Genomic DNA, 23,173 nt, shown 5'->3' with positions numbered 1-23,173 from the left:
TGGGATGTCGGGCGGATCCGCCCACGCTCATTCTACGATCGGCGCATATGCCCTGCGTCGCATGTGACGCCCCTCCTGTCGGCGGCGGCCGGCGTCCTGGTGATGGCGTGCGCGGCGGCGTCCGCCCTGGGCACAGTTTCGGAGACGGCGGCAGACACGCCGGAGGACTGCAGGATGCGGCGGCGCGCCGCCCGCGGCATCCGAAGTTGTGCCCGCAGAACGGGGGGTCTGGAACAGAGGAGGGTGGACGAGGAGGGACAGAGGGGGCGGAGGGGTGGCGTCAAGGCGCGGGCGGCAGGGGCGCGGGGACGAGCTCGGGTGCAGAGGATGCCGGAGGGCGGAAGCGACCGCCGGTGGCGGCGAACCAGCATCCGACGATGATGAGCGGGAATCCGATCAGCAGTCCAGGGGTCAGCGGCTCGGCGAGCACGATCGCGCCCAGGATGATCGCGACGACCGGGTTGACGTACGTGAACAGCGGGGCGCGCACGGGGCCGACCTCGCGGATCAGCGCGAAGAAGGCGAGGAACGCGACAGCCGTGCAGATCACGGCGAGAGCGAGAAGCGCTCCGACCGACGGCAGTGTGGGGACTTCGTGCTGGGTGAGGATGCCGATCGGCAGGTAGATCACTCCGATCATCAGCAGCGACAGCACGATCGTTCCCAGGGAGGGGACGTCGTTCAGCTTGCGCGCCACGATGAAGGGGGCGATGGCGTAGAGGATCGCGACCAGCAGCACCTCGCCCGCCGCAAGCAGGCTCACCTGGCCCCCGAAGAGTCCGGGACCGGCGACGACGATCGCCACCCCGAGGAATCCGACGAGCAGTCCGATCGAGCGGGATGGACGCAGCACCGCCCGATCGCCTCCTCCGAGCGCGATGAGCGCGGCGAACAGCGGCACCGTCGCGACGAGCAGGCCTGTCATCCCCGAGGGAAGCGTCATCTCGGCGTGACCGAGCAGCACGAAGGGGCCAGCCATCTCGATGATCCCGAAGGCGAGAACCCACGGCCAGTGTCGAAGGGCGGCGCGCAGCGCACCCCCGCGGATCGCGAACGGCAGGAGCAGGAGCGCAGCGATGAGAGTGCGCCCGGCCACGATCGCGGGCGGAGAGATGGACTCGACCGCGATGCTGATGAACAGGTAGGGCACGCCCCACAGCAGGGCCATCGCCCCGAAGAGCAGCCAACCGCGTCGCGAGAAGCCGCCCTGCGCGTTCACAGCACGCGCCGGCCCTCGAAGGCGCGACCGAGGGTGACCTCGTCCGCGTATTCGAGGTCGCCTCCGACGGGAAGACCCGAGGCGAGACGCGACACCGTGATCTGCATCGTCGTGAGCAGTCGACTCAGGTAGCTGGCGGTGGCCTCGCCCTCGAGGTTCGGGTTGGTCGCCAGGATGACCTCCTGCACCGTCCCGTCGGCGAGACGCGTCATGAGCTGGGCGATGCGCAGGTCGTCGGGCCCGATACCCGCGATCGGGCTGATCGCCCCGCCGAGCACGTGGTAGAGGCCGCGGAACTCACGCGTGCGCTCGATGGCCGCGACGTCTTTCGCGTCTTCGACCACGCAGATCAGGGCCGCATTGCGTCGCGGGTCGCGACAGATGGCGCAGCGCTCCTGCTCCGCGACGTTGCCGCAGATCTCGCAGAAGCGCACGCGCACCCGGATCTCGACGAGCAGCTCGGACAGGCGCGCGACATCGAACGTCGGCGTCTGCAGGATGTGGAACGCGATGCGCTGCGCGGACTTGGGTCCGATACCGGGAAGCCGGCCGAACTCGTCGATCAGCTCTTGCACGATGCCGTCATACATCAGGAGAACCTCGTCGGGGGCTCGTAGGGCTCTTCGCGCACGAACGTCGCGCCGAGCACCTGGCGGATCACGGCCTCGCCGTAGCGCTGGACTCCCCCGGCGGGGGCGCGCTCGGTGACGACCGGTGCGGCGGATGCTGCGCGCGCCGGAGTGGAGGGCACGGCAGCGGACTGCGCAGGAGCGGCAGGCCGCACGGAAGCGGATGCTCCGGATGCGGGACGTCCGGAGGACGCGCTCGCCTGCGGGGCGGGCTCGTAGGCCGGATCGTACGGGGGTTCGTCGTCGTAATACGGCGGCTCGTCGTCGACGGGAGGCGGCGGCTCGTCACGGTCACGCGGCGCGGGCTGCGAAGTCGCGACGGCATCCCCTGCCGGCACGGATGCATCAGCCGCTGTCCGGGCCGCCGTCGACGGCGCCGGTGCGGACACCGCCGCGGGAGCCGGCACTGCCTCGGCCGATGCCGGGATCGGGGCGACCGCCCACTCGGTCACCGACGCTGCGGTCGTGGCTCGGCTCTGCGATCGGGGGGACCCCGCTGACGCAGGCTCCGATACGGGGGCGTCGTCGGCGGGTCCGCTCGACGACGACGTCGTGGGCTGACGAGGCGCTCCCCCGGCCGGCATGGGGGCAGGAAGGTACTTCACACGTACGCCCACCTCCTGCTCGATGGCGGTGCGCAGGTGGTCGGACGGGCCGGATCCCGGGGTCGTGCCCTTGAACTTCGCCACGTCGTGCTGGCTGGCGAACCCGAGGGTGAGCACCTCGGTGTCCGTGACGTACGCGAGGGGCTGCACGGCAGTCGCCAGCAGCCACGAGGTGCGGCTGATGGTCTCTAGCCGCTTGAGGACGGCGGGCCACGCCGCAGCGATGTGCTCGAGCGTCACAGGTCCCACAGGTGCGGCGACCGGCTCTGCGGCCTGAGGCTCGACGGCCGGCACGGCTGCGGCCGGAGCCGCGGCGGACTCCGACGACGTCGATTCTGCGGAGGCGGTCGCTGCGGCATCGTGCGCCGAGGACGAAGCAGGAGCAGCAGCCGCAGGAGCAGCAGCAGCAGGAGCAGGAGCAGCAGCCGCAGGAGCAGCAGCAGCAGGAGCAGGAGGAGCAACAGCCGGAGCGGCAGCGGCAGGAGCAGCAGCCGGAGCGGATGCCGGAGCACTCGCCCGCACGGGAGCAGCCGCACCCGCCGGCGTTCCCGCGGCCGGAGCGTCGTTCGCCGCGGCGAGCACGCGCGCCACCATGAGCTCGAGGTGCAGTCGCGGAGAGGTCGCACCCGACATGTCGTCGAGGGCGGCGCTGACGACGTCGGCGGTGCGCGACAGGCGCGCCGCGCCGAAGGCATCCGCCTGCGTCCGCATGCGGGCGAGCTCGTCTTCGGCGATGCCGCGCAGGACCGAGGACGCCCCGGCTCCGACGGCCGCGATCACGATGAGATCGCGCAGCCGCTCGAGAAGGTCGTCGACGAAGCGCCGCGGATCCTGGCCCGTCTGCACGACACGATCGATCGCGGGGAACGCCGCTGCTGCATCCGCGGATGCCAGTGCGTCGACGATCTCGTCGAGCAGCGCCGCGTGGGTGTAGCCGAGCAGTGCGACGGCGCGCTCGTATGCGACGGTCACCGTCTCGGAGCCTGCAGGCGAGTCGGAGCCGGCGATGAGCTGGTCGAGCAGCGACAGCGTGTCGCGAGGAGACCCGCCTCCGGCGCGGACGACGAGCGGCAGCACGCCCTTCTCGACGATCACACCCTCTTCGGTGCACAGCTTCTCGACGTATTCGAGCATCGCGGCCGGCGGGACCAGCCGGAACGGGTAATGGTGCGTGCGCGAGCGGATCGTGCCGAGCACCTTCTCGGGCTCGGTCGTCGCGAAGATGAACTTCACGTGCTCCGGCGGCTCCTCGACGAGCTTGAGGAGGGCGTTGAACCCCTGCGGCGTCACCATGTGCGCCTCGTCGAGGATGAAGATCTTGTAGCGGTCGCGGCTGGGAGCGAACGTCGCGCGCTCGCGCAGGTCACGCGCGTCGTCGACGCCGTTGTGGCTGGCGGCGTCGATCTCGACCACGTCGAGGGACCCGCCGCCGGCCCGCGACAGCTCGACGCAGCTCGGGCAGGTGCCGCACGGCACGTCTGTGGGCCCCTCGGCGCAGTTCAGGCACCGGGCGAGGATGCGCGCAGACGTCGTCTTGCCGCAGCCGCGCGGCCCGGAGAAGAGGTAGGCGTGGCCGACACGGTCGCCACGGAGGGCCGTCATCAGCGGTTCGGTCACCTGGGACTGCCCGATCATCTCGCCGAACGACTCGGGGCGGTAGCGGCGGTAGAGGGCTGTGGTCACCAGAACAGCCTACGGCGTGCCACGGACGTTCAGGCAGGCGGAACAGCGCGACCGACCGCGGTGGGCTTCAGTGCCCTCTCCTGGCACGGTTCGCGGACCCGAGATCACGACGACACGGCCTCGAAGACGCCCCCGACGACCTCGACGACACCGCCGGTGGCGTCCATCAGATCGCCGACCGCGCTCACGAGATGCACGACTCCTCCCACCAGCTCGATCACCTCGATGACGCCTCCGGCGACCTCGAGCGCGCCGTCCACGCCATCGGCGAGGCGCAGCTCCTGCGATTCGGTTCTCAGCACCGACGTCCACGAGCGCTCCAGCCCGAAGAGCACCGCATAGGGCAGCAGCCTCTCGTTCAGGAGGAATCGCTGCAATCGCTCGCTCGCCGCCTCGGGCGAGACATCCTGCCGCAGTTCCGCCCCGTCGGCCGACTGTGAGAACCGCAGCGGCTCGGCCTCAGCGAGTGCGATGTACTCGCGCATCCCGGCGAGGTGTTCGCGCATCGGCTGCGCGGCGGGGCGGAACCGCCGCCAGGGCGCCGGAGCGACGACCATGGTGGCGATCGCGATGACAAGACCGGCGAACAGGACGACGTAGAGCGCCGCCCCCGGCTCGCTCACCGCCCAGGCGGCGAGGAGAAGGAGCAGGCATACTCCGACGACGAGCGTGGCCGCCACGCGGAGCAGGTAGGTCGCCCACCCGCGCCGCCCGCGGGCGAGCAGGCCAGCGGCGGCGAGTCCCGACTCGGCTTCATCGAGCACCGCCCGCACCCGCCGGTGCAGCGCCCGGCCGTCCGAGCTGAACCGCCGCACGCGTCCGGACGTGTGGTCCGGCCCGAACAGCGCCTCGAGGACGCCGAGCTCCTCCGGCGCGAACGTCGCGCCGTCGACGACCTCGATCGCGACGGGAGCGCGCTTCCGTCCGCCGCCCTGCGGTGCGGCATCCGCGTCGACCAGCAGCCGCACCTTGCGGCGCACCGCCAGATCGATCAGCGCGGCCGCGATCGCTCGACGGTCGGCGTCGAGCAGCAGCGCGTCGTACAGCACCGTCGCGCCGGGCGCCGGAGCGAACCTCGGCCCTGGCGACGACACCCGCTGCACCGAGCGGGCGCGCTCGACGATCGCGAGAACGAGCAGCAGCAGGGCGGGCGCCAGCCCGAACAGCGCTGCGGTGATCAGCACCCCTCAGTCGATCGGTTCGATGATCGGGATGGCGGTCGTGATCACCGGCACGGATGCCGACAGCCGCGTCCCGTCCTCTCGCAGCGCATCGGCGAACTGCCGCAGCGACGGCCGACCCGGGATCAGCGGTCCCTGATCGGCGAGCGGGACGACGACCTCCTGCTCGACGGTCGCGATGTACGCGACATCCCGCACCGTGAACGGGACAGGGTCGCCGGTGAGCACCCGCACGCGCAGTTCTCCCGTGGTGAGGGTGATCTGCAGCGCCGATCCCTGCCACTGGAGGGGATACGACAGTGAGGGCCAGTCCGCGGGGAGACGCGGGTCGAAGCTGAGCTCCCCCGCGTAGTCGCGCATGCCGCCGAAGCCGCAGACGAGCGCAGTCCAGACGCCACCGGCCGATGCGACGTGCACGCCGTCCGCCGCATTGTGGTGCAGATCGTGGAGGTCGACGAACAGCGACTGGCGGAAGTACTGCAGCGCCAGGTCCTGATAGCCCACCTCGGCGGCGAGGATCGACTGCACGACCGCAGAGAGCGTCGAGTCGCCCGTGGTCAGCGGGTCGTAGTAGTCGAAGTCGGCCTTCTTCTCCTCCGGCGTGAAGTGGTTGCCCTGCAGGAACAGGGCGAGAACCACATCCGCCTGCTTCAGCACCTGGAACCGGTAGATCACCAGCGGGTGGAAGTGCAGCAGCAGCGGGCGCTGCTCGGCCGGAGTGTGCGCGAGATCCCACACCTCGCGCTCGAGGAACAGCGAGTCCTGAGGATGGATGCCGAGGTTCTCGCTGAACGGGATGAACATGGCATCCGCTGCCCGCTCCCATCCTTCGGCCTCGCCCTCGGCGAGTCCGGTGCGCTCGACGACCCTGGCGAACTCCTCGCCGTTCGCCTCCTGCGCCTCGCGGACGACCTTCGCCGCATAGCGGAGGTTGTAGCGCGCCATGACGTTCGTGTACAGGTTGTCGTTGACGACGGTCGTGTACTCGTCCGGCCCCGTGACGCCATGGATGTGGAACGTCTCGATGCCGTCGTCGTCTGTCGTGTCGGCGACGAGGCGCGAGGTGCGCCAGAACCCGAGCGTCGCCCACAGACGCGCCGTCTCGATCGCGATGTCGATGCCCTCGCGACGCAGGAAGTCGTCGTCACCGGTGGCGCGGACGTACTTGCCGAGCGCGAAGCTGACGTCGGCGTTGATGTGGTACTGCGCGGTGCCGGCGGCGTAGTAGGCCGAGGCCTCCTCGCCGTTGATCGTGCGCCACGGGAACAGCGCGCCCGCCTCGTTGAGCTGCGCGGCCCTGCGGCGGGCGGCGGGGAGCATGAGCACGCGAGCGCGCAGCGCATTCCGCGCCCACTGCGGCGACGTGTAGGTGAGGAACGGGAGCACGTAGATCTCGGTGTCCCAGAAGTAGTGCCCGCTGTACCCCGACCCGGAGACGCCCTTCGCCGGCACTCCGGTGCCGTCGGCGCGCGCCGAGGCCTGAGCGAGCTGCAACAGGCACCAGCGCGTCGCCTGCTGGATGTCGTCGTGCGCGCCGATCTGCACGTCGCTGCGCGCCCAGAACGCGGCGAGCCATTCGGCCTGCCGATCGAACTGGGCCTGCACGCCCTCGAAGGCGACGCGGTCGAGCGACCGACGGCAGCGGTCGACGAGCTCCCGCGGCGGCACACCACGAGATGTGTGGTAGCTGACGAGCTTGGTGACGGAGATCGGCACACCGGCCTTCGCCTGCACCCGGAACACGTTCTTGGAGATGTCCTCCTCGATGAGCGTGCGGGAGGTGTAGTCGTTCTCGGTGTCGATGACGTGATCGGCGACGACGGCGACGGTCATGCCGGACGCCGCGACGGTGTACGACAGGGCCGAGCGCAGGTCGTCCTGCCAGTGCTCGGCCGGCTCGAGGACGCGCTCGGCGATCCTCTCTGCCTTGCGGGGATCGAAGCCGCTCTTCGCCTGGTTCGGGGTGCCCGCATACACGCCGGCACCGTCCTGACGGTTGATCATCTGACAGCTGATCGTCACGGGGGCGTCGGCGTTCTCGACGACGACCTCGAGGCGGAGGATCGCGAGGTGGCGCTCCTCGAAGCTGACGATGCGCTCGTCGCGCATCCGCACGCGCTTGCCAGACGGGGTCTCCCACACCACGACGCGCTCCAGCACGCCGGTGCGCATGTCGAGCGTGCGGCGGTACTCGCGCACGTCCGCCTCGTCGAAGGAGATCGGCTCGTCGTCGACGTACACGCGCATGACCTTGGCGTCCGGCGCGTTGACGATCGTCTGGCCGACCTCGGCGAAGCCGAAGGCCTGCTCCGCGTGCCGGATCGGCCAGGTCTCGTGGAGTCCGTTGATGAACGTGCCGTGCTCGTGCGCGCCGCGTCCTTCGATGTGATTGCCGCGAAGTCCGAGGTACCCGTTGCCGACGGCGAACAGCGTCTCGGCCACTCCGTCCTCCGAGTAGCGGGTCTCGATGAGGCGCCAGGGGTCGACGGGGAAGCGGTCGCGGTCGATCATGCGGTCTCCTCGGGGTCGGAGGGGGTGGCCTGGGGGGACGGAGCTGCGGACCCGGAGTCCGAGAGGAAGACGGCGAGGTCCTCGACGACGACGGTCGCGCCGGCCTCGCGGAGGGCATCGGCGCCCGCGCCCCTGTCGACGCCGACGACGGTCGCATAGCCGGCGGCCGCGGCGGAGGCGACGCCGGACGTCGCGTCCTCGACGGCGATGCTGCGGGCGGGATCCACCCCGAGCGCGACGGCGCCGGCACGGAACATGTCGGCGGCCGGCTTGGAGGCGAGGTGGTCGCGCTCGGCCACCACGCCGTCGACCACGACGGGGAAGAACGAGCGGATGCCGGCGGCGGTCAGCACCTCTTCGGCGTTCTTCGAGCTCGACACGACACCGATGGGCACCCCTGCGGCGGAGAGCTTCTCGATCAGCGCGAGCGAGCCGGGGAACGGCGCGATGCCCTCGGCGCGCAGCGATTCGGCGAAGGCGGCGTTCTTGCGGTTGCCGATGCCGCAGATCGTCTCGGCCTCGGGCGGATCGTCGACAGCACCCCACGGCACCTCGACGTTGCGGCTGTGCAGCAGGCTCGCGACGCCGTCGTAGCGCTTCTTGCCGTCGACGTAGTCGAAGTAGTCCGCATCGGAGTACGGCGGGGTGATGCCCCAGCGTTCGAAGACGTCGTCGAACACGACCTTCCACGCGCGCATGTGGACCTCGGCGGTCGGCGTCAGCACGCCGTCGAGGTCGAACAGGACGCCATCGGCGCGGAGCGGATCGGGCAGGGCTTCGGGCACAGCAGCCTCCAGGAGAAGGACGAGGGTTCCGGCACCTCTCCGTGCCACTGTGCAAGCGTAGTGCGGTGCGGCACCGTCGGTAACCCCCGAGGCGGATGAATCAGAGCAGGCGCGAAGTCTGTCTGGCGATCTCGAGCTCTTCGTTCGTCGGCACCACGAGCACCTCGACGGTCGACGTGTCGGTGGAGATCCGTCGGATGCCCCGCTGACGCGCGGCGTTGCGCCCGTGATCGATCTCGACCCCCGCGAATCCGAGGGTCGCCATCGCCTCGGCGCGCACCGCCGCCGCGTTCTCCCCCACGCCGGCCGTGAAGGAGATCACGTCGACACCACCCAGCTGGGCGATGTAGGAGCCGGCGTAGGCACGCAGCCGGTGGATGTACACGTCGAAGGCGAGCGTCGCCGCCGCGTCGCCGGCATCCCTCCCCGCGAGGATGTCGCGCATGTCGCTGCGACCAGCGAGCCCCTGCAGGCCGCTGCGGGAGTTCAGGAGCACATCGAGGTCATCGATCGAGTACCCGGCACGACGGGAGAGGTGCACGAGGGCCGCGGGATCGAGGTCCCCGGATCGCGTGCCCATCACGAGACCCTCGAGCGGCGTGAGCCCCATCGAGGTCTCGACCGAGCGTCCGCCGTCGATGGCTGTCACCGACGCCCCGTTGCCGAGGTGGAAGACGAGCTGGCGGAGCGTGCCGAGATCGCGCCCGAGGAAGGCGGCGGCCGACTCGCTGACGAACTGGTGGCTCGTGCCGTGGAATCCGTAGCGTCGCACCCGGTGCTCCGCGGCGAGGTCGGCGTCGATGGCGTAGGTGTACGCCGCGGGCGGCAGCGTCTGGTGGAATGCCGTGTCGAACACCGCGACGTGCGGGACGTCGACGAACACGGCCCTGGCCGCGACGATCCCGGCGAGGTTCGCCGGATTGTGCAGCGGAGCGAGCACCGAGAGCTCCTCGATCTGCTCTTCGACGTTCGCCGTCACGAGGGTCGGCGCGTAGAAGCGGGCGCCGCCGTGCACGACCCGGTGGCCGACGGCGGCAGGAGGATGCTCCGCGAGCACCGGTCCGTGCTCCTCGAACTGCTCCAGCATGACCGCGAACGCGGCGTCGTGGTCGGCGACGGGCCTCTCGGTCTCGTAGGACGCGTCGAGCATCGCGACGACCGCACCGGTCGAGGTGTCGGGTCGCACGGTGTGCGTGATCGCGCTGACATCCTGACCGATGCGCTCGATGAGCCCTGCGGCGAGCTCGTTCTCGTTCTCGATGTCGATCAGGCTGTACTTCAGCGACGACGATCCGCTGTTGATGACGAGGATCGCGCTCATGCCGTCGCCTCCGCAGCCTGGGCCTGGATGGCCGTGATCGCCACGGTGTTGACGATGTCGTCGACCAGGGCTCCGCGCGACAGGTCGTTGATCGGCTTGTTGAGCCCTTGCAGCACGGGTCCGATCGCGACGGCGCCCGCCGACCGCTGCACCGCCTTGTACGTGTTGTTGCCGGTGTTGAGGTCGGGGAAGACGAACACCGTCGCGCGCCCTGCGACGGCCGAGTCCGGCAGCTTCGCCTTCGCGACCGCGGCATCGGCCGCCGCGTCGTACTGGATCGGACCTTCCACGAGCAGTTCGGGTGCACGCTCGTGCACGAGAGCGGTCGCCGCCCTGACCTTGTCGACGTCGGCGCCGGTCCCGGACTCGCCCGTCGAGTACGAGAGCATCGCGATGCGCGGCTCGATGCCGAACTGCTGTGCGGTCGCGGCAGAGGAGATCGCGATGTCGGCCAGCTGCTCGCTGGTGGGATCGGGGATCACGGCGCAATCGCCGTACACGAGCACCCGATCGGCGAGCGCCATGAGGAACACGCTCGAGACGACGTCGACGCCCGGCTTGGTCTTGATGATCTCGAACGAGGGCCGGATCGTGTGCGCCGTGGTGTGCGCCGCACCAGAGACCATGCCGTCGGCGAGGCCGAGATGCACCATCATCGTCCCGAAGTACGACACGTCCGTGACGGTGTCGGCCGCCTGCGCGAGCGTGATCCCCTTGTGCGCACGAAGCCGCGCGTACTCGGCGGCGAAGCGCTCGACGTGCTCGGGGTCGTTCGGGCTGATCACCTGCGCTGCCGTGATGTCGACCCCCAGCTCGACCGCACGCGCTCGCACCGCTGCCTCGTCGCCGAGGATGGTGAGGTCGGCGACGTCTCTGGCGAGCAGCGTGGCCGCGGCGCGCAGGATGCGGTCGTCGTCGCCCTCGGGCAGGACGATGTGGCGGCGATCGGCGCGGGCGCGCTCGATCAGTCCGTACTCGAACATCAGGGGCGTGACCACGCGCGATTCGGCGAGGCCGAGCTGAGTGGTGAGCTCGGCGACGTCGACGTGGGTCTGGAAGAGACCCAGCGCGCGATCGTAGCGACCGCGGGACTCCGGCGAGATGCGCCCTCGCGCGCCCATCACCCGCACCGCGGTGTCGTACGTGCCGAGATCGGTCGCGATGATCGGCACGGTCGAGGAGAAGCCGTCGAGGAGCTGCACGATGGGCTCCGGCAGCGGGAACGGTCCGTTCAGGATGATGCCGGCGACCCGAGGGAAGGTGCCGGACGCATCGGCGAGCAGCGTCGCCAGGAGCACCTCCGTGCGATCGGCCGGTATCACCACGACCGATTCCTCGGTCAGTCGGGGCAGCACGTTCACCATCGACATCCCGGCGACGACGATAGTCAGGGCCTCGCGCGCGAGGCGGTCGGGGTCGCCCTTGATGAGACGCCCGTCGACCGCGGTGAGGATGCCGCTGATCGACGGCGCCACAAGGGTGCGGTCCTCGGGGATCGCCCAGACGGGCGTGGTCTTCTCCGGTCGCACGCCCGCGACCGCCGATTCGATCTCGTCGAGAGCCTCAGGATCTGCGCGGTTGACGACCACGGCGAACAGCTCGGCCCGCTCGACCTCGAGCTCCGAGAGTGCGAGAGCCGCGATCTGGCCCACGGCTGCGGGGGTGCGGGCGGTGGTCGTGCCCAGCTGCTCGGCCTGCCGCTGCTGATCGCGGCCGCTGAGCACGAGCAGCACGGGGGCCGCGAGGTTCGCGGCGATCCTGGCGTTGTACCCCAGCTCCGCAGGGCTCGCGACATCCGTGTAGTCGCTGCCGATGATGACGACCGCGTCGCATCGGCTCTCGACCGCCTTGAACCGGGCCACGATCGTCGACAGCGCGCGGTCGGGATCGTCGCGCACGTCGTCGTAGGTCACGCCGATGCAGTCCTCGTAATCGAGATTGACGCCGTCGTGGGCGAGCAGCAGCTCGAGCACGTCGTCGCGCTCGGTCACCGATCGGGCGATCGGTCGGAAGACGCCGACCCTGGGCGTCACGCGCATGAGCGCGTCGAGCACGCCGAGGGCGATGGTGGACTTGCCGGTATGGCCTTCGGCCGAGGTGATGTAGATGCTCTGCGCCACGGTTACACCCTAGGCGCACCTCGCCCTGAGGGCGCTGGACGGCCGGCCGTGCGAATCCGGATCAGCAGGTGTGCGAGAGGGCGTCGACCACGGCGACGGCGTCGTCGGAGTAGCGCGTGTAATAGGTGGGGTCGAGGTTGATCTGCACGCGGTGGATGGCGAGCGAGGGCTCCATGCTCTGCCATCCGCGCACGCGGGCCAACCGCTCGTAGAACAGCGTCGCGGCGGTCGCCGGATCCATCCGCTGCTCGGGTGTGCCCCACCAGTCCTGCTGTTGGAACAGGCCGATGCTCGTCGTGCGGCTGCCGTCGGGATTCGTGAATCCGCTGGTCTCCCAGTCGCCGTAGTCGATGTTTCGCAGGCTGCTCTCCCCCATCGCCGTCATCACGCCGAGCACCTGACCGTCGCGGCCGAATCCCAGCGAGGTCGCGGTCTGCATGATGGTGGCCGCATTCTCGAGCTGTTCGCCGTGCCAGCCCGCCACACCCGTCTCGGGGAACGTGCTCGGATCGCCGAGGCAGACCGCGGCGGGCTTCTCGTGCGCGAGTCCGAGCGGGATCAGCACCGCGGCGAGCGCGACGACGATGACTGCAGCGGCAGCGAGGGCGATGCGTCGCAGGAGGCGCACGCGCCGCATCCGCCGCTGGGCCCGTCGCCGCGGCGACATCCGCCGTGCACCTCCCCGACGGCGCCCCGAGCGCTTCTTCGTCCGGCGCGCGGGTGCGCGGCGCGCGGGTGCGCGGCTCCCCCGGCGAGTGGTGCTCACCGGCGTCCTGACGTGTTCCGCCCGACGAAGGCGGCGAGGCCTCCTCCGACCGCACCGAAGAGGTGAGCCTGCCACGAGATGCCCTCACGCACCCCGACGACCCCGGCGAGCATCGAGCCTCCGTACACGGCGATCACTGCGAGCGCGATGAGCGCGTAGATCACCCGATGCGCGACACGGCCGGGGGCGAACACCCGCATGACCGTGTAGCCGAAGTAGCCGAAGACCAGTCCCGATGCGCCCACCGTCAGCGCACCTGGCGCGTTCACGAGCCAGGTGCCGAGGCCTCCGACGACGGCGGCGATGACCGTGACGGTCCAGAACCTGCGTGAGCCCTCGACTGCGACCAGGCATCCCAGCACCAGTAGCGGCACCGAGTTCGCGACGAGGTGCGCCCAGTTCGCGTGCAGCAGCGGACCGAGGAGGATGCCCCCGAGGCCCGAGAGATCCCAGGAGCGGAGCCCGAAGCCGGTGAACGAGCCCGGCAGGACCGCGTCGGCGAATTGGATCGCCCACATCAGCGCGAGCAGCAGGAGCGGCGACAGGAATCGGCTGAACGCACTCGAGCGCGGGGAATCGGCGGTGCGGTTCACGTCTGGCCTTGTCACGTCTCGATCCTGGCAGGGCTGCCCCCGAGGACGCTGACAGAAAAGAAAGTGACCCTCCGCGCACCCAGCAGAGCCCGGTTACCCTTGCTGCGTTTCCGCCCTGGGGGAATTGGCCTGGATGCCGCCACGCGGAGAGCCGTCGACAAGTCTAGCCGATGTCCGGACGTGCTCTTCGACAGGCCGTCGACTCCCGAGGTCGCAGCCGAGCTGTGCAGCTGTGTGCGCAGCGGCATCCGCACTCCCCCGTTCTCACCCCATCGGGTGGCAGCCGGGTTACGATCGGTTCACGCGCACCGCAGCGCCCAGTGAGAGGGAACGCATGCCAGAGAATCCGACCCTGATCCCGACCGTCGTCGACGCCGAGCAGTTCGCGGTGCAGACGTCGGCGATCGTCGATTCCGTCAGTCGGGTGATCGACGGGAAGCCGGATGCCGTGCGCAGCGCTCTCGTGTGCCTCCTCGCCGAGGGCCACCTCCTGATCGAGGACGTCCCCGGCGTCGGCAAGACGATGCTGGCCCGCGCGCTGGCGGCGAGCGTGGACGCGACCGTGCGGCGCATCCAGTTCACCCCCGACCTGCTGCCGGGAGACGTGACCGGGGTCAGCGTCTACAACCCGGTCGATCGCGAGTTCGAGTTCAAGCGCGGCGCGGTGTTCGCGCACATCGTGATCGCCGACGAGATCAACCGCTCGTCCCCCAAGACGCAGTCCGCTCTGCTCGAGGCGATGGAGGAGGGACAGGTCACGGTCGACGGATCGACGCACATGCTGCCGGACCCGTTCCTCGTCGTGGCCACGCAGAACCCGCTCGAGATGGAGGGCACGTACGCGCTGCCCGAGGCCCAGCGCGATCGCTTCATGATGCGCATCTCGATGGGCTACCCGGACGCGGCCGCAGAGGCCGAGATGCTGCGACAGCGCGATACCGTGAACCCGCTCGCCGCTGTCACCGCGGTCGCCGATGCCGCCTCGATCTCGGGACTCATCGCCTGGGCCCGCTCCGTGCACGTGGCTCCGGCGCTAGAGGAGTACACGGTGGCTCTCGCCCAGGCGACTCGCGCCGATCCCAATCTTCACCTCGGCGCCAGCCCTCGGGCGACCCTGCAGCTGATCAGGGCGGCGAAGGTCTGGGCTGCGCTCGACGGACGCGACTTCGTGATCCCCGACGACGTCACCGCTCTTCTGATCCCCGTGCTCGCACACCGGCTGCTGCCCGCCCGGGGCGCGCATCGAGCGGGGGCCCAGCCCGTCGAAGCCGCCCTCCGGCAGATCGTCGAGCGGGTGCGCGTCCCCGTCACGTCCCGTTCCTGACCCACCGCATCCGCTCATGCCCCGTCGTCGATCGCTCACCGCGCGAGGGATCGGTGCGCTCGTCGCCGGGCTCGGCTGCCTGATCGCGGCCAACCTGGTCGGCGCTCCGATCCTCCTCTACATCGGCGTCCTGCTGATCGCCGTCACGGCCTTCGCCGTGCTCGCTGTCAGGGCGCCCCGCCGCTCCGGTTCGGTGGCCCGCCAGATCTCGACCGATCTGCTCACGGTCTCCGAGACCTCCAGGGTGACGGTGCGCTTCTCGCTGCGCGCGTTGCGCGTTCCCCGCGCTCTCTGGCGGGATGTGCTGCCCGAGGCCGTGAGCGGCGACTCGGCAGGCGAGTACCCGTCCGAGACCGGTCAGCTCAGCTACCTGATCACCGGTGTGCGACGCGGTGTCTGGCCGATCGGCCCGCTGGTGCTCCGAACCGTCGACCCCTTCGGCCTCGCTCAGCGCGAGCAGGCGTTCGGCGAGACGCGCTCGGTGACGGTGGTCCCCGAGGTCTTCACCCTCGCCCCTCTGACCGTGAAGGTGGGCGCTGCCGGCGGCACGGCGCACACCTCGTCGAGCCGCCTGGGGCAGGGGAGCGACAACCTCTCCCCCGGCGGTACGTCTCCGGGGACTCGATGCGCCGCATCCACTGGCGCGCCACCGCTCACCGCGGCCAGCTGATGGTGCGTCAGGAGGAGGAGGAATCCAGCCCGGATGCGCTCGTCATCCTCGACCGCAGCGCCTCGCGCTGGGAGCGCCCCGGCGACGAGGCCGACCCTGCATTCGAGACGGCCGTGTCGATGTGCGCCTCTGTCGCCGTGCACCTCGTGCAGGAAGGCTACGGCGTCGATGTGATCGACAGCGCCGGGACGCTCCTGGGCACGCTGCGCGGCCACGAAGACGACCGGGACGGCTTGCTCGTCGCGCTCGCGCTGACAGCGCCGCGAGGAGAGGCTCGTGACGTGGTCGCTCTGGTCGGCGGCACACCTCCCGGTCCGCTGGTCTACATCACCGGGCGGATCGACGAGGAGGATGCCGCCCGCCTGCGCCCCGCGGGAGCAGCCGCGCCTCTGCTGTTCGCCACTGCCCTCGAGCCGGGCGCGAAGGATGTCGCCGCGCAGCAGGGGTGGCGAGTCGCGGACCTCGGTGAAGACATCACGGAGGCGTGGGAGGACGTCCTGCCCGATCGTGTGGGACTCGCCCCCGCCGAGCCGCAGGGGCGTGCCCGGTGAGCGCCGCCGAGCGTCGAGAAGCGCGCGCACGTCGCCTCGCACGTCGCCTCACCTGGCACCGGGAGCATGAGCTGCCCCCGGGAACGGTGCTGCCGTCGGTGCTGGCGGCCGGCGCCGGCATCGTCGCGATGTGGCCCTACACGTCCGTCATCGAGCCGGGCAGCTGGTCGCTCGCGGTCCTGGGCGTCATCGTCGTCACCGCCCTCGTCGGAACGGTCATGCGCACGATGCTGAGGCGGCGATCGCAGTGGGTGCGCGACCTCGGCACCCTCGCGGCGCAGATCCTGGCGGCGGTCGGCACCGTCACCCTGCTCGTCGCCGGCGACACCGCTCTCTTCGGCGTCATCCCCACGGATGCCACCGTGTTCACCTTCCAGGCGCTCGCCGCCGCGGCGTGGGAGGAGGTCGCCTTCGGGTCGGCTCCGCTCGCCGCCTCGCCAGGACTCCAGGCGATGATGGGCATGGGATTCGCCCTCGTCGCCATCCTTCTCGACCAGCTCGTGACGCTGCGCGGTGCGATTCTGGCCTGCGTGCTCACCGCGGTGATCGGCTCGGTCCCGATGATCGTCACGCTCGGCGGAGTGAACATCGTGTGGTTCGTCATGCTCGGCATCCTCATGCTGGTGCTGCTGCACCACACGGCCGCGCAGAACTCCGACTCGCCGCGACGCCCGTCGCTCGCGCTCGCCTCCGGAGTCGGTGTGGCGGCTCTCGCTGCGACGGTCCTCGTCGCGCCAGGGCTCCCGGTGGCGGCGAGCCTAGCGGGCACCGGCGTCGGCGTCACGGTCGACGCGTCGCTGCGGCTCGGCGACGACCTGCGCCAGCCCAACCCGGTCGAGGTGCTCACGGTGGCCACCACCGCCGACACCGCCCCTTACCTCAGGCTCACGACCCTCTCGCAGTTCAACGGACGGGTGTGGGAGCCGGATCGCGGAGGCCTGCGCCCCCAGCGGGACGGATTCGGTCCTGACGAGTGGAGCGAGGATGTCGAGACCACCGAGGCGAGCACGTCGATCCGCATCATCCGCATGTCGAGCGCCTGGCTGCCCGTCCCGTACCCCGCCGTGAGCGTGCAGGGAATCCCCTCCGCGTGGCGTCTGAGCCAGGACAACCGCACCATCACCTCGCGCGCCGCGGATGCCGTCGGCAACGACTACACGGTGCGCTCCCTGGAGGTGACGCCGACACTGGAGCAGATCCGGGCGATACCCGCAGCCGAGCCGGTCGTGGACGCGGGATCCGAGCCTGTGGATCTGCCCGCGGTGATCAGGGCGACCGCCGAAGAGGTGACCGACGGCGCCACCAATGACTATGACCGGCTCGTGGCTCTGCAGTCGTGGTTCCGCACCGAGTTCACGTACTCCCTCGAGACCCCCGTCGACGAGGGCTTCGACGGCACCGGAGTCGACGCGGTCGCGCAGTTCCTCGACGAGCGCTCCGGATACTGCATCCACTTCGCCGGCGCTTTCGCGCTGATGGCCGAGAGCCTCGACATGGAGGTGCGGATCGTCGTCGGGTACCTCCCGGGAGTCCTGACCGAGAACACCCGCGGCGACGAGTCGGTCTACTCGGTCTCGAGCGATCAACTGCATTCCTGGCCGGAGGTCCTCTTCCCCGGTGTCGGCTGGGTGCCGTTCGAGCCCACCGCATCGCTGGGCGTGCCGACGGCGTTCGAGGCGGCATCGACCACGGGCGGCGGGTCCGGCGGCTCGGCGACGCCCGCTCCGTCTGCCGCGCCGAGCACCGAGGCGACGACGGGTCCGGAGGTCGAGCGTGAGGACGTCGGCGACGATGCGGGTGGCACGGGCGAGCTCCGCAGGCTCGACCCGACACCTGTGCTGCTGACGACGCTCGGCGTGCTCGTGGTGCTGCTGCTCCCGGCGCTCGTCCGCTTCGGGATCGCCGCCTCGCGACGCGCTGCCGCCAGACGCGGCGACGCGGCATCCGCCTGGGCCGAGCTGCGCGCCACGATGCAGGATCTGCACCTGCCCCTCTCCGACGCCGAGACCCCGCGCATGCGCGGTGACGACCTCATCAGGGACAACCGGGTGGATGCCGCGGCGATGCAGGTCCTCGTCGCCGCCATCGAACGGGCGAGCTACGCGCGTCCCTCGTCAGAGCAGTCCTCCGATCTGGATGACGCCCTCGGTACCGTGCTGGGTCAGCTGCGGCGCAGCGTCGATCGATGGCCGCGCGTACGGGCCGCACTGATTCCGCGGTCGCTCTTCGCCAGTCGCCGGACCGACCTCGCACTGACCGCGGGCGCTGGCTGAGCCGGTCCCGCTCGTTCCTGGTGCCCTCAGGCGGCGTGCTGCGCGCAGGGAACCGACTGACAGCTCTCGCACACCACGAACTGCGTGCGGCACGACAGGTCGGGGCAGTTCGCCGTGCGGTTGGTCGCCGCACCGCATCCCACGCACTCGCCGATGACGGCGGCGTGGTCGGAGAAGTCGACGGATCCGCGCTTGTCGAAGACGTAGAGCGAGCCGTCCCACAGCCCGTCGTCGCCGTACTTCTCGCCGTAGCGGACGATGCCGCCTTCGAGCTGGTACACCTCACCGAACCCGCGCGAGGTCATCAGGCTCGACAGCACCTCGCATCGGATGCCGCCTGTGCAGTAGGTCACGACGGGCTTGCCCTTCAGATCGTCATAGGCGCCGGAGTCCAGCAATTGCACGAAGTCACGGGTCGTCTCGGTATCGGGCACGACGGCTCCACGGAAGCGACCGATCTGCGCTTCGAGGGAGTTGCGTCCGTCGAAGAAGACGACGTCGTCCCCACGCTCGGCCATCAGCTCGTGCAGCGCCTCGGGGCTCAACCGTGTGCCGCCGCCGACGACGCCGTTCTCGTCGACCTGCAGCTCGCCCGGCGCGCCGAACGAGACGATCTCGTCGCGCACCTTCACGCTCAGTTTGGGGAAGTCGAGGCTGCGGCCCTCGTCGTCGACGCCGCTCCCCTCGCTCCACTTGATGTCCGCGTCCTTGAAGGGGGCGTACGAGCGGAAGGAGCGGGCCCACTTCTTCAGCACCGGAAGGTCGCCGCCCAGGGTTCCGTTGACCCCGTCCTTCGAGATCAGCACCCGTCCGCGCAGCCCGAGGGCTTCGCCGAGATCGCGCTGCCAGGCCCGGATCGCCTCCGGGTCGGCGAGCGGGGTGAAGACGTAGAACAGGACGATCTTGGGGGTTGCCACCCAGCGATTTTACGTCGTCCGCGCTGATGACCTGCGGTCGACCGGCATCCGGGTCCCGAGCAGCCGTGCGACGTGCCGGTGCACGAACGGCACGACGTGCGCGTGCTCCCCCGCGTCCGCTCTGGTCAGCAGCTTCGTCATCACGTACAGCTGCGACACGATGCCCCCGTCGGAGTCGAGGTCATCGCGGAACCGCCGCGTCACCTGTTCGGCGACCTGCGGCACGGCCAGCGAATGCCCGAGCAGGAACGCGGCGTCATAGCCGCGAGGGGCGCGCCCCCACGCCTCCCAGTCGGCGATGGAGAACGGATCACGATGGATGTTGTTCCAGTGCAGATCTCCGTGACTGGCCGTCCACCGTTCGGGATCGATGTCGAGATCGATCCCGAAGAACACGCCTATGCGGCGCCGCATGATCTCGGGGTCGAGTATCCGGCGATCCGTCGGCGTCTCAGAGAGCGCCTCGAGGCTGCGGTCCAGTCTCGACCACCACTCGTCGTCGAGAGCAGGCGCCCGTTCGAGCACGGCCGTCGGCGCACAGGCCCTGCCTGGCAGCAGCGTCATGAGCTCCGCGCGGTAGACGAGGGGTCCTTCCTCCCATGCCCTGGCGTCGAGCACGCGTGGCTTCGGGACTCCGGTGATCGCCGACGCCTCATGGTTCCCCATCCACCAGTCGCCGCGCGCCTGCTCCCGCCGTGCCCAGACGATGCGCAGCCACAGCCTCGTGCCTGCCCGCTCGACGACCGACCCAATCGATCGGTCACGCCAGCCGAATCGGACGCGGCCGAGCGAGAGAAGACCCAGTTCCGTGACCGCGCGGGTGTGTGCCATCCGCAGCACGGTGCGCAGAAGGGTGCTGATCGACGGTGCGGCACCGACGGGGATCATCGAGGTCCTTCCCAGGAGTGGTAGGAAGGTCCGCATGTGACGCGTGAACATCCTCATATGAGGCTAGACAGCACCGCTCTGCGTAGCAAGGAATCCGGCGATCGCATACCGGTGCAGCGGCATCCGAGTCGGCGAGCGTCCGCGGACGCCCCCCGGAGCCCTGGTCATGGGCGGGGCACGCGATCGGATAGACTGTTCAGGTTGTTCCTTGGTGACGTGTCCGAGCGGCCGAAGGAGCACGCTTGGAAAGCGTGTGTTGTGCAAGCAACCGCGGGTTCGAATCCCGCCGTCACCGCCAAAAGCATGAAGGGTCTCCGCGCCAGCGGGGGCCCTTCATGCTTTTATCGAGCACCGGGGATTCGGGGAGAACCGAGCGCAGCGAGGATCGGAGTCCCGCCGTCACCGCCACGCTCCGGACTCCCGGGAACGGCCCCGTTCAGTCGAACAGCACGCCGAAGCTCTGTCCACCGGGTTCGGCCGGCAGCGGCGTCATCCCGAGCCGCGTGTAGAACGCGGCGGCGCCCGTGTTGTTCGGGTCCATACCGAGGTGCAGGCCGCGCACTCCCCGGCGCCGCAACTCGGCGAAGAGCGTCTCGATCAGCTGACGCCCGAGGCCCTGACCTTGAGTCTCCGGCAGGAGGTCGATGTGTAGGTGTGCGGGGTAGGCCGCGGCATTCGCGTTCTTCCCCGGACCCTGGCTGTAGCCGTAGTCGACCATCCGCTCCTCGCGCGTGCTCGGCTCGGCCGGCTTCGGGTAGCGCTCCTGCAGCGAGGGCCACCACTCGTCGCGGAACCACGTCGCGAACGCGTCGGTGTCATCGGTGGCCACGATGTACCCGATGACCCGCTCGTCGTCGGTCTCGACGACCCATGCGAGGTCCGGATGCCGTTCGACGTACGGCACCGCGAAGAGGTCGCCCCACAGCGCGTCATCGGAGAAGAGGCCGGTTGCATCCGCTCCGGCATCGGCGGTGCGCACGCACACCTCGTAGAGAGCGGCTCGATCGGACGGACGATACGGGCGGATGCGGGACACGACGAACTCCTCGATGAGATGGGGTGCTGTCAGCCTATCGACGCGTGTTCAGCATCCCGTCGCGAGTACGTTCGCACCCACGGCAGCAGCCACGCGCCGAGCACGAGCACTACGCCGGCGCCGACCAGCGCCCCGCCCAGGGTGTCGGTCGCCCAGTGCACCGAGAGCAGGGTCCGTGAGAGCGCCATCGCGAGGATCCAGAGGATGCCGAGCAGAGCGGTCCACACCCGCGGGAACACGAGCCACAGCACCACGGCGATGGTCGCGGCGTTGGCGGTGTGACCGGAGGGGAACGAGCCGTAGTCGCTGACCACGATCATGTCCTCGGGGCGCGCACGTCCGAAGAGTTGCTTGAGCAGCTGCACGGCACCCGCACTCGCGAGGAACGCCACCGCCGCGAACACCGCGGCCCGCCATCGGCGTGCGATCAGCAGGGCGGCGATCAGCAGCAGCGGCACGAGGAGGATCGCGATCCAGCCGCCGCCGATGCTGTTCAGCACCAGGGCGAACGACAGCACGGCGTCGGTGCGGTACATGTCGACCGCGTCGTTCCACCAGCGGTCGAACGCCGGGGGCTCGGTGTACCCGAACACGATCGCCGCTCCGAGGAGCGTCGCCGCGACGAGCATCCCTGTTCCCCACCACAGCAGCATCCGTCTTCTCATCGCACCATTCTGCCGGTCGGAGGCTGAGAATCAGGGAGCGAGCATGCCGACGGTGCGCGGACGCACGATCAGCCACAGCGAGAGGATGCCGATTGCCGCGCATCCGACCATGACCGAGGCCATCGTCGTCGCCGTGATTCCGGCTCCGTGCGAGATCCAGCCGACCACGGGCGAGATGAGGCCTGCGACGCCGAAGTTCGTCGCGCCGATCACCGAGGCCGCAGTTCCCGCCGCCTTGCCGTGTCGGTCGAGCGCGAGCACCTGGACGTTGGGGAACGTGAATCCGCACGCCGTCATGAAGAAGAAGAGCGGGATGACCGTGCCCCACAGCCCGAGGCCGAGCTGGTCGGTCACGATGATCGCGATCCCCGCCAGCAGCAGCACCGCCGTGGAGTAGGCCATGACCCACTGCGGGCCGAAGCGCGCCGCGAGCCGCGAGGCGGTCTGCACACCGGCGACGACCCCGAGCGAGTTGACCGCGAACAGCAACCCGTACTGCTGAGCATCCAGTCCGTGCGTCTCCTGGAACAGGAACGGGGATGCCGAGAGGTACGAGAACAGACCGGAGAAGGTCATGCCGCCGATGATCAGCACGCCGACGAAGACCCGATCGGAGAACACCGAGCGGTAGCGCTGCAGCACGGTCGCGCCGCCCTTCTCCTGCCGGCGCGCGACCGGGAGCGTCTCGGGGACGAAGACGACCGTCGACGCGAGCATGACGACGCCGTACAGCGCCAGGACGACGAAGATGCCCCGCCACGGCATGAGGGTGAGCAGCCACGAACCGATCAGCGGGGCGATGACCGGTGCGACGCCGGAGACCAGCGCGAGGCGGGACAGCATCACGACTAGGCGCCGACCGCCGAACAGGTCGCGCACGATGGCCATCGCGACGACACCTCCCGCTGCCGCACCGACGCCCATCAGCACGCGGGCGCCGCTGAGCAGGGGCAGCGTCGGGGCGTAGGCGGCCGCCGCGCTGGCGAGCACGTGCAGCGCCGTGACGACGATCAAAGGAATGCGGCGTCCGACCTTGTCGCTGAGCGGACCGACCACCAGCTGGCCGAGCGCGAAGCCGATCATCGTGCCGGTCAGGGTGAGCTGGATCGCCGCGGCCGTCGTCTCGAAGTCGCGCTCGAGGACGGGGAACGCGGGCAGGTACAGGTCGATGGTGAAAGGGCCCAGCGCCGTGAGGGCTCCGAGGAGCACGATGTAGAGGGCGCGGCGTCGGTTCGGGATCGAGTCGCCCGGGTGCAGCATGATCGGCGCTGTGGCCGGGTTCGAGCCGAGGGTGCGGATCGCGCCGGTGGACGACGGGATGCGGATGCTGCCGGTGGCCGTCCGCTCGGCGGGTGCGGTCGGCAGGGAGTCAGTGCGTGGAGCGTCGGGCACGACGGTCCTTCCGGAGTTCGAGGGGATTGGTGCGAGCCGCAGCG

19 protein-coding genes, 1 tRNA gene and 1 other RNA gene are annotated in these 23,173 nt (G+C 70.1%); 5 read left to right on the top strand and 16 right to left on the bottom strand.

All coding sequences use genetic code 11. The features are described 5' to 3' along the window. Nucleotides 1-280 precede the first annotated feature (280 nt). The 11 genes from BLW44_RS05575 to ffs all read right to left on the bottom strand — a co-directional run bounded on the left by BLW44_RS05575 (nucleotide 281) and on the right by ffs (nucleotide 13,569). Nucleotides 281-1,219: a DMT family transporter gene (locus BLW44_RS05575; RefSeq protein WP_074731629.1), complete on the bottom strand. Its 939-nt coding sequence runs from the start codon at nucleotides 1,217-1,219 to the stop codon at nucleotides 281-283. Further along, entirely contained in the window at nucleotides 1,216-1,809 is a 594-nt protein-coding gene (recR, locus tag BLW44_RS05570; RefSeq protein WP_060926698.1) for a recombination mediator RecR, read from the bottom strand. The genes BLW44_RS05575 and recR overlap by 4 nt, the downstream gene beginning before the upstream one ends. After that, nucleotides 1,809-4,136: a DNA polymerase III subunit gamma and tau gene (locus tag BLW44_RS05565; protein WP_174521353.1), complete on the bottom strand. Its 2,328-nt coding sequence runs from the start codon at nucleotides 4,134-4,136 to the stop codon at nucleotides 1,809-1,811. The genes recR and BLW44_RS05565 overlap by 1 nt, the downstream gene beginning before the upstream one ends. Nucleotides 4,137-4,240: 104 nt before the next feature. Further along, nucleotides 4,241-5,320 carry a DUF2207 family protein gene (locus tag BLW44_RS05560; RefSeq protein WP_060926696.1) on the bottom strand — a complete coding sequence of 360 codons (1,080 nt, stop codon included), beginning with the start codon at nucleotides 5,318-5,320 and terminating at the stop codon, nucleotides 4,241-4,243. 3 nt (nucleotides 5,321-5,323) lie between these two features. Continuing rightward, a complete protein-coding gene (locus BLW44_RS05555) occupies nucleotides 5,324-7,828 on the bottom strand; it encodes a glycoside hydrolase family 65 protein (protein WP_060926695.1) in 2,505 nt (834 codons plus the stop codon). Continuing rightward, on the bottom strand, nucleotides 7,825-8,661 hold the full coding sequence (locus BLW44_RS05550) for an HAD family hydrolase (RefSeq protein WP_420811369.1): 837 nt from the start codon (nucleotides 8,659-8,661) through the stop codon (nucleotides 7,825-7,827). The genes BLW44_RS05555 and BLW44_RS05550 overlap by 4 nt, the downstream gene beginning before the upstream one ends. Nucleotides 8,662-8,713: 52 nt before the next feature. Further along, nucleotides 8,714-9,934 carry an acetate/propionate family kinase gene (locus BLW44_RS05545; protein WP_060926693.1) on the bottom strand — a complete coding sequence of 407 codons (1,221 nt, stop codon included), beginning with the start codon at nucleotides 9,932-9,934 and terminating at the stop codon, nucleotides 8,714-8,716. After that, a complete protein-coding gene (gene pta, locus BLW44_RS05540) occupies nucleotides 9,931-12,054 on the bottom strand; it encodes a phosphate acetyltransferase (protein ID WP_060926692.1) in 2,124 nt (707 codons plus the stop codon). Before pta ends, BLW44_RS05545 begins: the two co-directional genes overlap by 4 nt. A gap of 61 nt (nucleotides 12,055-12,115) precedes the next feature. Next, nucleotides 12,116-12,691: a hypothetical protein gene (locus BLW44_RS05535; protein WP_074731626.1), complete on the bottom strand. Its 576-nt coding sequence runs from the start codon at nucleotides 12,689-12,691 to the stop codon at nucleotides 12,116-12,118. Between the two features lie 125 nt (nucleotides 12,692-12,816). Then, nucleotides 12,817-13,428 (bottom strand): rhomboid family intramembrane serine protease, encoded by a 612-nt coding sequence (locus BLW44_RS05530; protein WP_245647390.1) that lies wholly within the window; start codon nucleotides 13,426-13,428, stop codon nucleotides 12,817-12,819. A 44-nt stretch (nucleotides 13,429-13,472) separates the two neighbouring features. Further along, nucleotides 13,473-13,569, bottom strand: an RNA gene (gene ffs, locus BLW44_RS05525) — signal recognition particle sRNA small type. Between the two features lie 178 nt (nucleotides 13,570-13,747). Between ffs and BLW44_RS05520 the strand changes: the two genes are divergently transcribed. Genes BLW44_RS05520 through BLW44_RS05510 form a run of 4 tightly spaced genes read left to right on the top strand, consistent with a single transcriptional unit; the run spans nucleotide 13,748 to nucleotide 18,231 of the window. Next, nucleotides 13,748-14,737 (top strand): AAA family ATPase, encoded by a 990-nt coding sequence (locus BLW44_RS05520; protein WP_060926690.1) that lies wholly within the window; start codon nucleotides 13,748-13,750, stop codon nucleotides 14,735-14,737. A 16-nt stretch (nucleotides 14,738-14,753) separates the two neighbouring features. Continuing rightward, a complete protein-coding gene (locus BLW44_RS18210) occupies nucleotides 14,754-15,407 on the top strand; it encodes a DUF58 domain-containing protein (RefSeq protein WP_254775120.1) in 654 nt (217 codons plus the stop codon). Continuing rightward, on the top strand, nucleotides 15,362-15,958 hold the full coding sequence (locus tag BLW44_RS18205) for a DUF58 domain-containing protein (protein ID WP_254775119.1): 597 nt from the start codon (nucleotides 15,362-15,364) through the stop codon (nucleotides 15,956-15,958). Before BLW44_RS18210 ends, BLW44_RS18205 begins: the two co-directional genes overlap by 46 nt. Then, the gene (locus BLW44_RS05510; protein WP_060926688.1) at nucleotides 15,955-18,231 is read left to right on the top strand and encodes a transglutaminase TgpA family protein; all 2,277 of its coding nucleotides are present in this window, start codon (nucleotides 15,955-15,957) and stop codon (nucleotides 18,229-18,231) included. The genes BLW44_RS18205 and BLW44_RS05510 overlap by 4 nt, the downstream gene beginning before the upstream one ends. A 26-nt stretch (nucleotides 18,232-18,257) precedes the next feature. Here BLW44_RS05510 and trhO read toward each other — a convergent pair whose 3' ends face one another. Both trhO and BLW44_RS05500 read right to left on the bottom strand, forming a co-directional pair. After that, nucleotides 18,258-19,148 carry an oxygen-dependent tRNA uridine(34) hydroxylase TrhO gene (trhO, locus tag BLW44_RS05505; protein ID WP_060926687.1) on the bottom strand — a complete coding sequence of 297 codons (891 nt, stop codon included), beginning with the start codon at nucleotides 19,146-19,148 and terminating at the stop codon, nucleotides 18,258-18,260. A gap of 9 nt (nucleotides 19,149-19,157) precedes the next feature. Further along, nucleotides 19,158-20,036: a protein kinase family protein gene (locus BLW44_RS05500; RefSeq protein ID WP_060926686.1), complete on the bottom strand. Its 879-nt coding sequence runs from the start codon at nucleotides 20,034-20,036 to the stop codon at nucleotides 19,158-19,160. Between the two features lie 210 nt (nucleotides 20,037-20,246). Here BLW44_RS05500 and BLW44_RS05495 point away from each other — a divergent pair. Then, nucleotides 20,247-20,334: transfer RNA gene (locus BLW44_RS05495), tRNA-Ser, on the top strand. 138 nt (nucleotides 20,335-20,472) lie between these two features. On the opposite strand, the gene BLW44_RS05490 is transcribed toward BLW44_RS05495, so the two are convergent. Genes BLW44_RS05490 through BLW44_RS05480 form a run of 3 tightly spaced genes read right to left on the bottom strand, consistent with a single transcriptional unit; the run spans nucleotide 20,473 to nucleotide 23,129 of the window. Then, nucleotides 20,473-21,072: a GNAT family N-acetyltransferase gene (locus BLW44_RS05490; RefSeq protein WP_060926685.1), complete on the bottom strand. Its 600-nt coding sequence runs from the start codon at nucleotides 21,070-21,072 to the stop codon at nucleotides 20,473-20,475. Nucleotides 21,073-21,101: 29 nt separating this feature from the next. Then, nucleotides 21,102-21,737 (bottom strand): phosphatase PAP2 family protein, encoded by a 636-nt coding sequence (locus BLW44_RS05485; RefSeq protein ID WP_245647389.1) that lies wholly within the window; start codon nucleotides 21,735-21,737, stop codon nucleotides 21,102-21,104. A gap of 30 nt (nucleotides 21,738-21,767) precedes the next feature. Then, nucleotides 21,768-23,129 (bottom strand): multidrug effflux MFS transporter, encoded by a 1,362-nt coding sequence (locus BLW44_RS05480; RefSeq protein ID WP_174521352.1) that lies wholly within the window; start codon nucleotides 23,127-23,129, stop codon nucleotides 21,768-21,770. Between the last annotated feature and the right edge of the window lie 44 nt (nucleotides 23,130-23,173).

The organism is Microbacterium hydrocarbonoxydans (assembly GCF_900105205.1).
In the GTDB taxonomy this organism is placed as follows: Bacteria; Actinomycetota; Actinomycetes; order Actinomycetales; family Microbacteriaceae; genus Microbacterium; species Microbacterium hydrocarbonoxydans.
This window is presented reverse-complemented; position numbering and strand designations above follow the sequence as displayed.

Excerpts from the sequence above, each read along its gene's own strand:
- recR (WP_060926698.1), bottom strand. The coding sequence starts at position 1,809 with ATGTATGACGGCATCGTGCAAGAGCTGATCGACGAGTTCGGCCGGCTT.
- BLW44_RS05555 (WP_060926695.1), bottom strand. The coding sequence starts at position 7,828 with ATGATCGACCGCGACCGCTTCCCCGTCGACCCCTGGCGCCTCATCGAG.
- BLW44_RS05545 (WP_060926693.1), bottom strand. The coding sequence starts at position 9,934 with ATGAGCGCGATCCTCGTCATCAACAGCGGATCGTCGTCGCTGAAGTAC.
- BLW44_RS05535 (WP_074731626.1), bottom strand. The coding sequence starts at position 12,691 with ATGCGGCGCGTGCGCCTCCTGCGACGCATCGCCCTCGCTGCCGCTGCA.
- BLW44_RS05520 (WP_060926690.1), top strand. The coding sequence starts at position 13,748 with ATGCCAGAGAATCCGACCCTGATCCCGACCGTCGTCGACGCCGAGCAG.
- BLW44_RS18210 (WP_254775120.1), top strand. The coding sequence starts at position 14,754 with ATGCCCCGTCGTCGATCGCTCACCGCGCGAGGGATCGGTGCGCTCGTC.
- BLW44_RS18205 (WP_254775119.1), top strand. The coding sequence starts at position 15,362 with ATGCGCCGCATCCACTGGCGCGCCACCGCTCACCGCGGCCAGCTGATG.
- BLW44_RS05500 (WP_060926686.1), bottom strand. The coding sequence starts at position 20,036 with ATGATCCCCGTCGGTGCCGCACCGTCGATCAGCACCCTTCTGCGCACC.
- BLW44_RS05485 (WP_245647389.1), bottom strand. The coding sequence starts at position 21,737 with ATGAGAAGACGGATGCTGCTGTGGTGGGGAACAGGGATGCTCGTCGCG.